This is a genomic window from Belliella alkalica (assembly GCF_022549785.1).
Lineage (GTDB): Bacteria > Bacteroidota > Bacteroidia > Cytophagales > Cyclobacteriaceae > Belliella > Belliella alkalica.
Window position 1 is genome coordinate 70,274 of record NZ_JAKZGO010000015.1, and the last position, 14,137, is coordinate 84,410.

13 protein-coding genes are annotated in these 14,137 nt (G+C 36.8%); 6 read left to right on the forward strand and 7 right to left on the reverse strand.

Annotated elements, in window-relative coordinates; translation table 11 throughout:
• Positions 1-42: 42 nt before the first annotated feature.
• Positions 43-1,143: a serine hydrolase domain-containing protein gene (locus MM213_RS15910; RefSeq protein ID WP_241413829.1), complete on the reverse strand. Its 1,101-nt coding sequence runs from the start codon at positions 1,141-1,143 to the stop codon at positions 43-45.
• Between the two features lie 209 nt (positions 1,144-1,352).
• Between MM213_RS15910 and MM213_RS15915 the strand changes: the two genes are divergently transcribed.
• Both MM213_RS15915 and MM213_RS15920 read left to right on the forward strand, forming a co-directional pair.
• Positions 1,353-2,876, forward strand: coding sequence for a glycoside hydrolase family 10-like protein (locus tag MM213_RS15915; RefSeq protein WP_241413830.1), 1,524 nt, complete (start codon positions 1,353-1,355; stop codon positions 2,874-2,876).
• Positions 2,877-3,818, forward strand: coding sequence for a GNAT family N-acetyltransferase (locus MM213_RS15920; protein WP_241413832.1), 942 nt, complete (start codon positions 2,877-2,879; stop codon positions 3,816-3,818).
• On the opposite strand, the gene MM213_RS15925 is transcribed toward MM213_RS15920, so the two are convergent.
• Complete coding sequence (locus tag MM213_RS15925; RefSeq protein WP_241413834.1) at positions 3,819-4,250, reverse strand: response regulator; 432 nt, start codon at positions 4,248-4,250, stop codon at positions 3,819-3,821.
• A gap of 257 nt (positions 4,251-4,507) precedes the next feature.
• On the opposite strand from MM213_RS15925, the gene pgi reads away from it, so the two are divergent.
• The gene (gene pgi, locus MM213_RS15930) at positions 4,508-6,154 is read left to right on the forward strand and encodes a glucose-6-phosphate isomerase (RefSeq protein WP_241413836.1); all 1,647 of its coding nucleotides are present in this window, start codon (positions 4,508-4,510) and stop codon (positions 6,152-6,154) included.
• A 97-nt stretch (positions 6,155-6,251) separates the two neighbouring features.
• Here pgi and hutU read toward each other — a convergent pair whose 3' ends face one another.
• The 5 genes from hutU to hutH all read right to left on the reverse strand — a co-directional run bounded on the left by hutU (position 6,252) and on the right by hutH (position 12,211).
• Positions 6,252-8,246 carry a urocanate hydratase gene (hutU, locus tag MM213_RS15935; protein WP_241413838.1) on the reverse strand — a complete coding sequence of 665 codons (1,995 nt, stop codon included), beginning with the start codon at positions 8,244-8,246 and terminating at the stop codon, positions 6,252-6,254.
• 305 nt (positions 8,247-8,551) lie between these two features.
• Positions 8,552-8,899: a HepT-like ribonuclease domain-containing protein gene (locus MM213_RS15940; RefSeq protein ID WP_241413845.1), complete on the reverse strand. Its 348-nt coding sequence runs from the start codon at positions 8,897-8,899 to the stop codon at positions 8,552-8,554.
• Entirely contained in the window at positions 8,892-9,191 is a 300-nt protein-coding gene (locus MM213_RS15945; RefSeq protein ID WP_241413847.1) for a nucleotidyltransferase family protein, read from the reverse strand. Before MM213_RS15945 ends, MM213_RS15940 begins: the two co-directional genes overlap by 8 nt.
• A 45-nt stretch (positions 9,192-9,236) precedes the next feature.
• The gene (gene hutI, locus MM213_RS15950; protein WP_241413849.1) at positions 9,237-10,484 is read right to left on the reverse strand and encodes an imidazolonepropionase; all 1,248 of its coding nucleotides are present in this window, start codon (positions 10,482-10,484) and stop codon (positions 9,237-9,239) included.
• A 155-nt stretch (positions 10,485-10,639) separates the two neighbouring features.
• Positions 10,640-12,211: a histidine ammonia-lyase gene (gene hutH / locus MM213_RS15955; RefSeq protein WP_241413851.1), complete on the reverse strand. Its 1,572-nt coding sequence runs from the start codon at positions 12,209-12,211 to the stop codon at positions 10,640-10,642.
• Between the two features lie 238 nt (positions 12,212-12,449).
• Here hutH and MM213_RS15960 point away from each other — a divergent pair, with 238 nt between their 5' ends.
• The 3 genes from MM213_RS15960 (at position 12,450) to MM213_RS15970 (ending at position 13,985) form a co-directional block, all read left to right on the forward strand.
• Positions 12,450-12,770 carry an ORF6N domain-containing protein gene (locus tag MM213_RS15960; RefSeq protein ID WP_241413852.1) on the forward strand — a complete coding sequence of 107 codons (321 nt, stop codon included), beginning with the start codon at positions 12,450-12,452 and terminating at the stop codon, positions 12,768-12,770.
• Positions 12,771-12,833: 63 nt separating this feature from the next.
• Positions 12,834-13,019 carry a hypothetical protein gene (locus MM213_RS15965; RefSeq protein ID WP_241413854.1) on the forward strand — a complete coding sequence of 62 codons (186 nt, stop codon included), beginning with the start codon at positions 12,834-12,836 and terminating at the stop codon, positions 13,017-13,019.
• Positions 13,020-13,112: 93 nt separating this feature from the next.
• On the forward strand, positions 13,113-13,985 hold the full coding sequence (locus MM213_RS15970; protein ID WP_241413855.1) for a LysR family transcriptional regulator: 873 nt from the start codon (positions 13,113-13,115) through the stop codon (positions 13,983-13,985).
• Positions 13,986-14,137: the final 152 nt, after the last annotated feature.

Genomic DNA, 14,137 nt, shown 5'->3' on the forward strand with positions numbered 1-14,137 from the left:
GAAATATTCTGTTAAAATCTCATTATCAACTAACTAAAATTTTTAGTTTCCTGTGATATTGTTGATTTTTTCCCAAATCAAATCAAGAAATTGGAAAGAGACCAACGAGTTGTCAGCATCCATGCCAAACCTAATAAGAACCAAGTTTTTAGAAGGTACTACGCAAACGAATTGACCATCTTTACCCAATCCTGATATCATATCTTCTGGAGCATTGGGTAGTATGGGCCCAGGTAAAATAATCTGTAGAGAAGGGATCATGTAACTTCTTTTGCCATTAAGCCACCATAAGTACCCATAGCTTTCATTGATCGTTTGCGAAGTTGTTGTCATTTGGTTCAAAAAATCTTTATCATCTATTATTGATTCTCCTTTCCATTTGCCATCGGCTAAAACCAATAATCCAAACCTTGCTGCAGATCTTGTATCACTAAAATAAACATTATTAACCCCAATCCTTTGCCAAGAACCTCTCATCCCAATTTTTGAAGCAATTTTGGAATCAAAATATGAATCAAAAGATTTGCCACTTGCTTTTTCAATCACTTGATCAAGTATTGTATAAGGAGCATTATGGTAAGCCCAACGTGTGCCAGGTTCTGCTTTAAAAAGTAACTTTTCTGGGGAATAATCGTCACTTCCATTAACTGATTCATCCAACCCAGAAGTCATAGTCAATTGATGCCAAATAGTAATTTTTTTTTCTTGATCAGGATTTAAAGAGGTCCAAGCATCACCCAGGTATTTTGAACTTGGATCTAGAATGGATAATAATTCTTCCTCTTGTGCTATCCCGACGAGTGTTGCAGTCAATATCTTTCCAGCAGAAGCCCAATACCAACTTGAATTTTTGTCAAAACTTTGACTTCCAATTAACCTGTTTCCAAAATATTTTTCAATGACAATCTTACCATCTTTCAAAATTATGAAACCTCGCGTGTTACCTTCTTCCAATACTTCAAACAGATCATCCAATTCTTCAGTCTTCCAATTTAGCGATGCTGGGCTTATAGTTTCCCATTCATCAGGACCTATTGGAGGAAAATACAGTTCATTGTTAGAATTGTTTTCTGTTTCTTTACATGAAAATAAAAGTAGAACTGCAAGGAGAAGATTTGGGACAATTTTTTTTATTTCTATCATGATCGTATTGATAATGCATTAAAAATCGTAAAAAATTCTCAGATTTATATTTTAAAATATTAAGAAGGATGAAATGCCCCACATTATTTAAATATGTATCTATTAAAGTTCTTGTGTTTTTGCTTTTTGTATTTCTATTATTTTCATGCGGAACCTCAAAAAAGTTTGTAAAACACACAGATTCTCGGCCAAAAAAGCATTTACCTGTTATGCTTCCTAAGCAAAACGGTACTTTACCTGAAGGAAATAAGGAAAGCTTTTATACCGTTTCAGAAATTGATTTGAACCAAGAAAACCGTGAGTTTAGAGGGGTTTGGATAGCAACTGTGGCCAACATCGATTGGCCTAAATTGGGTACAGATACTTGGGATAAACAAAAAGCAGATTTCTTAGCACTATTAGACTATTATCAAGGATTGAACTTCAATGCTGTCATTGTGCAGATAAGGGCTGCTGGAGATGCGTTTTACCCATCTAGATACGCGCCATGGTCTAGATATTTGACGGGGCAAGAAGGTGTAAAGCCAAAAACACTTGAAGACCCGCTGTCCTGGATGATATTGCAAGCTCACCTCCGAGGTTTTGAGTTTCATGCTTGGCTCAATCCATATCGCGCTACATTTGACTTGAATGTTTCAAGGTTGAGCATAGAACATGATTTTTTTTTGCATCGTGATTGGATGATTCAGTATGGCTCAAAATTTTATTATAACCCAGGAATCCCTGAAGTTAGATCGCATCTTTTGAATATTATCGAAGAAGTAGTGAAAAATTATGATATTGATGCCATTCATTTTGATGATTATTTTTATCCTTACAAAATTGAAAATCAAGTGTTTAGTGATGAAAGTGCCTACAGGAAATATGGAATTGGAAAGAGTTTAGATGATTGGCGAAGGGAGAATGTAAATCTTTTGATAAAAGAAGTACATCAAAAAATAAAAATCACTAAGCCATGGGTTCAATTTGGAATAAGTCCCTTTGGAGTATGGAGGAATAGTGACAAGGATCCAAATGGGTCAAATACAAAAGGAGGCGTGACAAACTACGATGATTTGTATGCGGACCCTATCGCTTGGATGAAAAATAAATGGGTTGATTATTTGATTCCACAGCTTTATTGGAGTATGGATTATAAATTAGCATCACATAAAGAGCTAGTGATGTGGTGGTCAAAAAACAGCCATAATACTAAGATATATGTGGGAAATGGACCTTATAAAATCCGAGACAATTCAGATCTCGCTTGGAATGATCCTAATGAATTATCAAAGCAAGTTTCTCTGGCAAAATCAACAAGTGGTATTGAAGGTAATGCATACTTTTCTGCACGTTCGCTATATGCAAAAAACACTGATGTCGCACAGATGCTTCTCGACCTACATTATAAATCAAAGGTATTGACACCAAGCTTTGATAAAGCTTCAATTGAAACTCCCATCCGATCAACACAGATAGAACTGATTTCAAGAGTAAATGGTCTGCAATTGTTTATGCCAAATTCAGTAGATCCAAATTATAGATTTGCTATTGTATATTCTGGTAATGACCTTCAGGATATTGCTGCTAAAAAGGGATATGTTAGTAGACAGCAAGTTTACCTAAGTGACAAAAATAGGTATGGATTTGTATTGGATTCAAAAACGTCTGATTTTCAATATATTGTTGTTAGCTTCATTGATAGGTTTGGTAGAGAATCAAAGGCAAAAGTGTTTGAGCTAAAGTCTAAATAAATGTATATAAGAACAGCTACTTTGGCAGATATCCCTAAAATAGTTTCTTTGTTGAAATTGTCATTGGGAGAGCAAATGATACCTAAATCAGAAGCTTTTTGGATGTGGAAGCATATTGAAAATCCTTTTGGAGAATCATTGTCTTTGGTAGCGGAAGATAAAGGGGAAATAGTAGCTGTAAGAGCATTCATGAAATGGGAATGGATTTATCAGAGTAGAACCTTTAAGGCTTTGAGAGCAGTTGACACAGCAGTACACCCATTGTATCAAGGTAAAGGATTATTTACAAAACTTACCAGAATGCTAGTTGAAAAAGCCAAGCTTGATGGGTATGATTTTATATTCAATACCCCAAACAAAAAAAGTTTAGTAGGATATTGTAAAATGGGCTGGGTAAAAAGTGGACGAATTCCAGTTACCATTCAGTTTAATAGTTTTTTTGTAGGAAAAAAACAAAATGAGCTTTTAGATATTGATGAAAATTTATTTATAGATACAATAAAAAAGATCAAGTTTTCTACAAATGGGATTAGGAAAAAAATTGATCACAATTTTCTTAAATGGAGATATCTAGATTGTCCAGTACACGATTATCGTTTTTATACTGATGGAGAATTTTTCATGTTTGTTTATAGATTGAAGAGGAAATCTACTTGGAAAGAAATGAGAATTGTTGAATTGTTTTTCCTTAAAGAAATGGTAGAATTAGATCTTAAAGAAATTTTCAAAAGGATTCAATCAATTCAAACTACACATCAGGTTAACTATACCACAATAATTGGATCTGAGTTCGAAGTAAAAATGAAAGGTGTTTTTACTATTTCAAAAGTTCAAATTGGACCTATTTTGACTATCAAGGATTTAAATTTAAAAGGAATGAAATCTGTCATTTTTGAGAAGGCTAACTGGGATTATAAATTAGGGGATTTAGAGCTTTTTTAGTCATTTGGAGTAATTAAAGAATTTTTCGATTGCATCGATCGACTCAATCGAAAAAGGTTTAATTATATATCCATATACATCTAAATTCGAATTAATTCTATCTATATCTTCTTTAATCGTCGAACTTGATAATACTACTATCCTAAAGTTTCTCTTGATATGGGAATCTAATAAGTTATACTTTTCAATAAAATCCCAACCACTGAATACTGGCATATTCAAATCCAATAGTATTAAAACTGGATTTTTGTTGACAATATGTTTTTGGACTTCAACTATCTGGTTAAGATAATGAAAAGCTTCCAGTCCATCTTCAAACTTCCATATTTTGTGAAGATATCCCGCTCTACGTAAAAATTTAGAGTTCAATATATTGATTACAGGGTCATCATCAATCAAAAGTATAGATTCAAACTCGTTTATATTAGTCATAAAATTTAATATATAAAATTTAAATTTAGTTTTATAAAAAGCAAAGATTTAAAAGATAAAATGCCTATTAAATCTAATATATTGTGCAAATTTTACAATAAATTATTACGTTTCCTATACCAAGTAGTTGGTATTTTTTATAAAAATCTGCAAAAATAATTGTTTAGGAGCCCAAGGTGTTTTACGATTTTTCATTTCCTTTTTTACCTCCAAATATTAATATTACTTTTATGGTATATATCAAATCAATTTCTTAAATGAAAAATATTAATCCTACTCAAACCAAATCATGGGCAAGACTTTCAGAACAAGCAAAAGAGAAGAAAGCCCTAACCATTAAGTCACTTTTTTCTGAAAACAAGAGATTTGAGAAATATTCTATTCAACTGGAAGATATTCTTTTAGATTATTCAAAGAACAGAATTGATGATTCTATAAAGGCTTCCTTATTCGACTTGGCAGAAGAAGTGAATTTGAAATCTGCCATTGAGTCGATGTTTACAGGAGAAAAAATCAATTTGACTGAAAATAGGGCTGTATTGCATACAGCTTTGAGAAACAGGTCAAATAGCCCAGTTTATTTTGAAGGAAATGATGTCATGCCTGATATCAACTCGGTACTGAAGCAGATGAAATCATTTGCAGATCAAGTGCAGGAAGGCAAATGGCTTGGGTATACCGGTAAGCCAATAAAATCTCTTGTAAATATAGGTATTGGGGGTTCTGATCTTGGTCCTGTGATGGTCACAGAAGCGCTGAAACCTTTTCAAAATCCAAGCTTGGAGATCTTTTTTGTGTCCAATGTAGATGGTACACATATGGCTGAAACCTTGAAAAAAGTAGATCCTGAGACTACCCTTTTCTTTATTGCCTCTAAGACTTTTACAACACAAGAGACGATGACCAATGCGCATACAGCTAGATCTTGGTTTTTGAAAACAGCAAAAGATGAAACTGCTGTAGCTAAACATTTCGTAGCGCTTTCGACTAATGCCAAGTCCGTTGAGGAGTTTGGGATAGACACCAAAAATATGTTTGCATTTTGGGATTGGGTAGGAGGAAGGTATTCCTTGTGGTCAGCGATTGGTTTACCTATTGCGTGTGTGATTGGTTTTGACAATTTCGAGAAACTTCTCGCTGGTGCTCATAGCATGGATAAGCATTTTAGAAGTGCTAGGTTTGAAGAAAATATCCCAGTGATATTGGCACTTATTGGCTTGTGGAACACCAACTTCTTAGGCGCAACTTCAGAGGCGATTTTGCCTTATGATCAATATCTTCATCGTTTTGCTGCATATTTCCAGCAGGGCAATATGGAATCAAATGGAAAGTATGTAAGTAGATCAGGGGAAAAAGTCGATTATCCTACCGGACCGATTATCTGGGGTGAACCAGGAACGAATGGTCAGCATGCATTCTATCAATTAATTCATCAGGGCACGCATTTGATTCCTTGTGACTTCATCGCACCAGCCAACTCGCATAATCCTATAGGTGATCATCATGTCAAATTGCTTTCTAATTTCTTTGCACAGACAGAAGCTTTGATGAACGGGAAGTCTTACGAAGAAGTGATAGCAGAAATGCAAAAAGCAGGAAAATCAAAAGAAGAAATTGAGAAAATAGCTCTCCATAGGGTTTTCGAAGGTAATAGACCTACCAACTCAATCTTGGTAAAAGAACTCAATCCTTATACGCTCGGTCAGTTAGTAGCTATGTACGAACATAAGATTTTCGTACAGGGAGTTATTTGGAATATATTGAGTTTTGATCAATGGGGAGTTGAATTGGGAAAAGTATTGGCAAATGCTATCTTGCCAGAGCTTCATGGGGATGAAAATGTTTCATCTCATGATGGATCTACTAACGGCTTGATCAATGCTTATAAGGCTATGAGAAAGTAAATTCCATTTTCTTTTGAACCATATAGGCACATAGCTACACATAGTTTTTTTCTCTGTGGCTCTATGTGTCTATGTGGTTTGTTTTTCAACTAGATTCTTAAAATTGCAATAAATCATCATCTACCATTACCGGCACAGTCACTTTCAGACCAGGAGTCCTTTCCATTTCTCTCTTTATAGCAAATAATGCTTCATCATTTCTTGCCCAGGCTCTTCTGGAAATACCATTGTTTACATCGTAGAAGAGCATAGATTTCAATTTTCTTTCGGCTTCTGCTGTGCCATCGAGTACCATACCAAAGCCTCCATTTATCACCTCTCCCCAGCCTACGCCTCCTCCATTGTGAATAGAAACCCAAGTAGCGCCTCGAAAACTATCTCCAATCACATTATGAATCGCCATGTCAGCTGTGAATTTGCTCCCATCATAGATATTGCTTGTCTCACGGTAGGGTGAATCTGTCCCGCTTACATCATGATGATCTCTCCCCAAGACTACGGGAGACGACAGTTCTCCTGATTGAACAGAATGATTGAAGGCTAGTGCGATTTTGCTCCTTCCTTCAGCATCAGCATAGAGTATTCTGGCTTGAGACCCTACTACCATTTTATTTTTTCCAGCCTCTTCTATCCATTTGATGTTGTCCAGCATCTGTTGTTGGATTTCTTTAGGTGAGGAAGCCATGATTTCTTTGAGAACCTGCGCCGCAATTTGGTCGGTTTTTTCCAAGTCTTCTGGTTTTCCCGAAGTACAAACCCATCTAAAAGGTCCAAAACCATAATCGAAACACATTGGCCCCAAAATGTCCTGAACATAGGAAGGGTATCTGAAATCAATTCCATTCTCAGCCATCACTGCTGCACCAGCACGTGAAGCTTCCAAAAGAAAAGCATTTCCATAGTCAAAAAAGTAAGTCCCTTTTGCCACATGATTATTGATAGCGGCAGCTTGTCTAATGAGCGATTCCTTCACTTTGGTTTTGAATTTTTCAGGCTCATTTGCCATCATGTCATTGGATTCCTCGAAACTCAAACCAACAGGATAGTATCCACCAGCCCAAGGATTGTGAAGTGAAGTTTGATCAGATCCAAGTTCTACAATGATATTTTCTTCATCAAATTTTTCCCACACATCCACTACATTGCCTAAATAGGCGATTGAAATCACTTCTTGTTTTTCTTGAGCACTTCTCACTCTATCTGCCAGATCTTCCAGATCTTCTATCAGTTCATCCACCCAACCCTGTTCGTGTCTTTTGTAGGCAGCTTTGGGATTTACTTCTGCACATACTGTGATACAACCAGCAATATTCCCTGCCTTCGATTGAGCACCTGACATTCCGCCCAATCCAGCAGTAAGAAATACTTTGCCTTTAGGATTTACTTTTGCCCCAAGTTTTTTTCTAAAAGCATTCATCACAGTGATGGTTGTGCCATGTACGATACCTTGTGGGCCAATGTACATATAAGAACCCGCAGTCATCTGTCCATATTGGGTGACGCCTAGTGCATTGAATTTCTCCCAATCATCAGGTTTAGAATAATTAGGGATCATCATTCCATTAGTGACTACTAGGCGAGGAGCGTCTTTGGAAGAAGGGAAAAGACCCATAGGATGACCCGAATAGATATGCAGTGTTTGTTCATCAGACATTTCTGAGAGGTACTGCATAGTGAGTAGATATTGAGCCCAGTTTTGAAACACGGCACCATTGCCTCCATAGGTGATCAATTCTTGCGGATGTTGTGCAACGGCAGGATCCAGATTGTTTTGGATCATCAGCATGATAGCTGCTGCTTGCTGACTTTGCGCAGGATATTCCGAAATTGGCCTTGCATAGATATCATTATCCGGCATAAATCTGTACATGTAAATCCTTCCATATTCCTGGAGTTCTTCATAAAATTCCCTCACCAGTTCTGCATGCCAAGCTTTGGGGAAATAGCGTAAAGCGTTTCGAACAGCTAGCTTTTTCTCTTCCAAACTCAAAATATCCTTGCGCTTTGGAGCGTGTGAAAAATTAGGATCAGGTTTCTTTTTGAAAGGTAGGATAGAAGGGATGCCTTGAGTTATTTGGTCTTGGAAATTCATAATTTTGATATTTGGAATTTATTGGATTCTTAAAAGTTTTAGATACTTTTCACTTGAATGTGATAGGAATAAGATTAGCCGATTACAGTAGAAATATTGTTGAATGAAATAAACTTAGTAAAATGAGGTAGTAATACGTTGCGACAGACAAGTTTTGCTTCGTGAAATATTGTGGAAAATAAATTAACCTGAAATCAGGTAAGGGTTCTTTAGTTTTAAAAACAAGTCTTTATAAATAACCTCCAGATTTTATTTGAGTTAGGAAGTCGATGTTACTGTTGTATGTCTTCTGAAACTTATTTATTTCAATTTTCCAAGATTTGATCTACTTGTTTCATAAGAACTGGAAGGTGCTGAATAACTACTGACCAAATCATCTCATCAGAAATTCCGTCATAAGCATGAATTATAATGTTTCTTAGCCCTATGATTGATCTCGATTCAGGCAGAGTATCCAAAAATGTATTGTCTCTTCTAACGATTCTATTGACTGCTTCTCCGATTATTTCCAAATTTCTCTCTATCGCTTTTTTTAGAATTAAATTCTGGCTGTAATCTATTGCAGACTCAATTTTATATTGTTCTAGAAAATCTTGAATTTCGGTACCTGCTAGGAGAATGTCAAATAACCATTTTACTATTTTTTCATCCATATAAGAGTTCTTTTGACCTTTCTATGGATTGAATAAGGATGGGGTTTTTTAGCGTTTGCTTTTCGATAAGATCCACTTCCTTTCCTGTAATTTTTTCTAAAGAAAATTTGAATTCTAAGTAATTCAGAAAATAGTCGTGGAGATCGATATTTTTGAATTTTACTAAAAAATCAATGTCAGATTTTTCTGTCATTTCTCCGACTGCGGCAGAACCAAAAACATACAATTCTTCTACATTATATTTTTCACAAAGATTGCGAATTGCTGATTCTGGTAGGTTTGCTGTTTTCATAAGTTTAATTTAAGATTTTATTTCCAATCTATTTCAACTATATAGCTACTTTATTTCAATTCCATTCTTATAAATTATAGATGGTTTTAATCTCCCCTGCTGATAAGTAATTTCTCTATAATCATCTGTAGGGAAGAAGATCAGATCTGCTATGTATCCGTGTTTGAGTTGACCACGATCTGCAAGATTGAGTGCAGCAGCAGCTCTAAAGGTAATTCCGGCAAGCACTTCTGCATTGGTGAGTTTTTCGAATGTTCCCAAAATAGATGCTTGAGTCAACAAATCTCCCATAGGAGCCGATCCGGGATTCCAATCGGAGGCTATAGCTAAGGAAGCTCCTGCATCCAACAGTTTCCTTGCGGGAGTATATGCTACACCCAAACCCATAGAGGCACCTGGTAACGCCACAGCAATTGTATTTGATTCAGCTAATAATTGGATTTCTTTTTCCGAACTTGCTTCCAAATGATCTGCAGATATAGCAGCAAAATCTACAGCCACTTTTGAGCCTCCTGTGCGGAACTGATCAGCATGAACAGTGATGTCAAAACCCATTTCCTTTGCCTTTTGAAAATAGGACTGAATATCCTCGGAAGTAAATGCTGTTTCCTCAATAAATGCATCAATTCGGTTGGCCAAATCTTCTTCTTGGAGGATAGGGAAAACTTCTTCAGAAATTTTCTTTAGGTAATCCTTTTGTGTTCCTTGAAAATCCTTTGGGGGAATATGGGCGGCCAAGCAACTAGTAATTAAATCAGCTGAAGTATTTTCATTGGCCAATTTGATTGCTCTGAGCATTTTGAGTTCCTCTTCAACAGATAAACCATACCCACTTTTGACTTCAATAGTGGTGATTCCGTCTTTTAAATGTCTATTTGACCTGTTTACCGTCAGTTGGGCAAGCTTTTCTAGGCTGGCTTTGCGGGTTTGGGTCACTGTGTCCCAGATCCCACCGCCTGCTTTTGCAATTTCAAGATAAGATATACCAGCGTTGCGCATGGCGTAATCTTTGGCTCTGCTACCTCCAAAGCAAATATGTGTATGACAATCGATCAAACCAGGAAGTGCCACAAAATCACCTTTTAGATTGACCATTTCTGCACCAATAGATTGTGCTTCAGGATAAAGATCCCAATATGGGCCTATTTCATAAATTTCTTCATTCTTAATCAAAATCCCTGCTTCTTGGACTACATGCAGCTGCTCGTCTTTCAGTGCTCCCTTCAGCGGAAGTCTTGCCATGGTGACGGCTTGGCGGATAGGTCCGATGAATGTGTATTTGATGGTTTGCATATTTTTGTGATTTAACCTTTGAGGTTTTTAAAACCTCGAAGGTTTTCTGGTTATAATATTAAATTTTAAGAGCCTTTAAGATGTGGATTAATTAACCAAAAATCTCTTTCTGGGCTTTAAACTTTCATGTGCACCGCGGCGTACATAAAGGTTTTTTAAAACCTATCAAACTCCTTCGACCAACCTGTCTCAAGCTGTAATCCTTCTTTGTCAGCGACTTCTCTGGCTAAGGTAAGCAATTCCCCACTTTGAATGATGGAGATAGCAGTCTCCATATCTTCGTACATGATCTGGTCTTCTGTGACATGCTTGATTTTTGTTCGCACATGATCATAAAGAGCTGTCATAATTTTTCCTGATTTCAAAGGAGAATGAAAATCAACCGCTTGAGCTGCACAAAAGAGTTCTACACCGAGAATCTTTTCTACATTTTCTATCACTTGCAAAGCTTTTCTTGCTCCAATACTTCCCATACTCACATGGTCTTCCTGACCCAAAGAAGTCGGGATGCTATCAGCAGAAGAAGGAAAGCAAAGCCCCTTATTCTCACTTGCCAAAGCTGCAGTAGTATATTGGGGAATCATAAATCCAGAGTTTAAACCAGTTTCTTTTAGTAGTAGTTTTGGAACTCCCGGGGTGTCTCCTTCCAATGAAAGATAAATCCTTCTATCCGAAATGTTACCAATTTCTGATGCTGCCAAGCAAGCATAATCCAAGGGCATTGCTATTGGTTGGCCGTGGAAATTGCCACCACTGATAGTATGGTTTTCATCAAATACGACAGGGTTGTCGGTGACTGAATTGATTTCTATTTCTAAGGTTTGCTTTAGGTGAAGCCATGCATTTCGGGAAGCACCATGGACTTGCGGCATACATCTTAGAGAATATGGGTCTTGCACCCTTGCACAGGTTGCATGCGAATGCACAATTTCGGATTCATGAAGCAGATTGAGGATGGTTTGGGCTACATGTTGGTTTCCGGCGTATGGTCGGAGTTGATGCAGTTCGGCAGAAAAAGGTTTGACAGATCCCAAAAGTCCTTCTAGCATCATGGCCCCTGTGATATCTGCGTGGGCAAGAATATTGTAAAACCTTTCCAATACTTTTACCCCAAAAGCTGCAATAAATTGCGTTCCATTAATCAGTGCCAAACCTTCTTTTGGCCCCAAGTGTATAGGTTCAAGTTGATATTCCTTAAATAATTTTGAAGTAGGAATGATTTCACCTTTATAATGCACTCTTCCCAAACCAATCAAAGGCAGAAATAAATGTGATAAAGGAGCCAAATCACCCGATGCACCAACTGAACCTTGTTTGGGAACTACCGGGATGGCATCATGCTGTATGTGCCACAGCATTCTGTCCAATGTGTCTTCCTGAATTCCAGAGAAACCTTTTGCCAATGCATGGATTTTGAGGATCAACATCACTTTTGATACATCAATTGGTATTGGTTCACCAACACCGACGGCATGGCTTTTTAGGATATTTTCTTGCAGTTTACGGGTTTGGTCAGGGGAAATCATGGTAGTACAAAGCGGTCCGAAACCAGTATTGATTCCATAGACCGGCTTACCATTGGCAACTATTTTTTCTACCGCAGAAGCACTAGTTCTAATTTTCTCCTTGGTTTCATCAGAGAGGACTCCCAGGATTTCACCTTTGGAAATGCTAAGTGCAATGGATGCAGTGAGGTGTTGTTGGCCGTATTGGAAAGTGTTTTTCATTTTTTTAAGATTTTTGCCACAAAGGCGCGAAGGCACAAAGTGCGCAAAAGGTATGTAGAACAAAATTAAATAGAGTTTCTGATAAATATAAATACCATTTTTATCAACTATTAATAACTATAAGTTATTAAATTTAAACGTTTATCTAACTCTTTCTATTTGATTATCCGACTCACGATGTTTAAATTGTATTCGGTTTTCACATTAAGTAAGATTAGTTTTTTTAAACATAAATTGTATGAAAAATTCCTCAGATCTAATTATTCAAGAGCGCATTACGAGATCGATTTATTTTGTTAGAAATCAAAAAGTAATGATGGATAGCGATTTAGCTGAAATGTATGGAGTAGAAACCAAAGCGCTTAATCAAGCTGTAAAAAGAAATTTGGACCGATTCCCGGAAGACTTTATGTTCAAGCTTTCCAATGAAGAGTGGAAGGATTTGCAAGCGAGGATTGAAGAGCAAAATGAAGATCATTCTTTAAGGTCACAAATTGTGACCTTAAAGAATGATCGTGGACGGCACAGGAAATATCTTCCGAATGTATTTACTGAGTAAGGAGTAGCTATGCTATCTTCTGTGCTCAATAGTAAAACTGCCATTCAAGTCAATATCTCTATTATGAGGGTTTTTGTGAAAATGCGGGAATGGTCAGCAAATTATCAAGGATTGATCAAAAGAATTGATGAGCTCAGTCAAAATCAAAGCGAGCATAATGAGCATATTAGAAATATTTATCAGATTATTGAAGAGTTGGTAAGGCCGTCTTTGACAGAACGTAAAGAAATCGGTTTTAAGAAATCTTAGTTAATAGGATAGAGAATATCAATAACTATCTCAATATCAATTAGTATCTACTAAATTTTATATTAAATCGAGAAATTTGAATTTATTCGGCAAATGACAATAGAACTCCGACATCTTGAATATTTCCGTGCTGTAGCAGAAGAACTGAACTTCGGTAGGGCAGCGGAGCGGTTATTTATCTCTCAGCCAGGTCTTAGTCGACAGATCAAGCAGATGGAGGAAATCTTAGGCGTGCAGCTTTTTGAAAGGACAAAAAGAAGAGTGGAATTGACAGCAGCAGGCCATTTTTTGAGATCGGAAGTGGATTATATTTTCAATCATTTGGAATTAACCAAAACCCAACTGAAAGAAATTGCCAAAGGGAATGTTGGTGAATTGAGAATAGGCTTTCTGGGTTCTGCTGCACATACGGTATTGCCTGATTTTTTGGTGAAGATTTCACGCGAATTCCCAGGTATCCAATCAAGTTTGGAAGAACTCAGCAATGCCATGCAAGTGGAAATGCTGGAAAAAGATAGGTTGGACCTTGGATTTGTCCGTCTGGCAAGGGTTCCGAACCCATTGCAAATGCAAGTGGTGCATATTGATACTTTTTCTGTTGTATTGCCAATGGGGCATCCTTTGTCAAATGGTGGATTCAAAAATGTTGGGCAACTTAAAGAAGAGGATTTCATTCTCTTTTCCCATGATTATTCATCGATCTATTTTGATAAGATTATGTCTATTTGTGAAGACCAGGGTTTTTCTCCTCGAATCACGCACAAGTCTGTCCATGCTTTGACCATTTTCAAATTGGTGGAGGCAGGTTTGGGAGTGGCGATAGTTCCGACATCGCTCAAAGAAGGCTATGATCTGAAAGTGAATTTTATTGAGCTGAAAAATATCAAACAAAAAACAGAGCTTTTTGCAGTTTGGAAAAAGGGAAATAGAAATCCCGCCTTATCTAAGGTTTTGGGGTTGTTGTGATATAGAATCAGGGAAATCTCTATTTTCAATTTCTAAGCGAGAATTATCTTGTGGGCTGTTTAATTTATTTGAATTGGTCTGTGAGGACACAAACCAAGGAGGTTAATTTTAACTTAGCGATATTGATAGATATTATTCGAAATATGCTCTAT

Coding starts and splice junctions, on each gene's coding strand:
- MM213_RS15910 (WP_241413829.1), bottom strand. CDS start 1,143: ATGATAGAAATAAAAAAAATTGTCCCAAATCTTCTCCTTGCAGTTCTA.
- MM213_RS15915 (WP_241413830.1), top strand. CDS start 1,353: ATGCTTCCTAAGCAAAACGGTACTTTACCTGAAGGAAATAAGGAAAGC.
- MM213_RS15920 (WP_241413832.1), top strand. CDS start 2,877: ATGTATATAAGAACAGCTACTTTGGCAGATATCCCTAAAATAGTTTCT.
- MM213_RS15925 (WP_241413834.1), bottom strand. CDS start 4,250: ATGACTAATATAAACGAGTTTGAATCTATACTTTTGATTGATGATGAC.
- pgi (WP_241413836.1), top strand. CDS start 4,508: ATGAAAAATATTAATCCTACTCAAACCAAATCATGGGCAAGACTTTCA.
- hutU (WP_241413838.1), bottom strand. CDS start 8,246: ATGAATTTCCAAGACCAAATAACTCAAGGCATCCCTTCTATCCTACCT.
- MM213_RS15940 (WP_241413845.1), bottom strand. CDS start 8,899: ATGGATGAAAAAATAGTAAAATGGTTATTTGACATTCTCCTAGCAGGT.
- MM213_RS15945 (WP_241413847.1), bottom strand. CDS start 9,191: ATGAAAACAGCAAACCTACCAGAATCAGCAATTCGCAATCTTTGTGAA.
- hutI (WP_241413849.1), bottom strand. CDS start 10,484: ATGCAAACCATCAAATACACATTCATCGGACCTATCCGCCAAGCCGTC.
- hutH (WP_241413851.1), bottom strand. CDS start 12,211: ATGAAAAACACTTTCCAATACGGCCAACAACACCTCACTGCATCCATT.
- MM213_RS15960 (WP_241413852.1), top strand. CDS start 12,450: ATGAAAAATTCCTCAGATCTAATTATTCAAGAGCGCATTACGAGATCG.
- MM213_RS15965 (WP_241413854.1), top strand. CDS start 12,834: ATGAGGGTTTTTGTGAAAATGCGGGAATGGTCAGCAAATTATCAAGGA.
- MM213_RS15970 (WP_241413855.1), top strand. CDS start 13,113: ATGACAATAGAACTCCGACATCTTGAATATTTCCGTGCTGTAGCAGAA.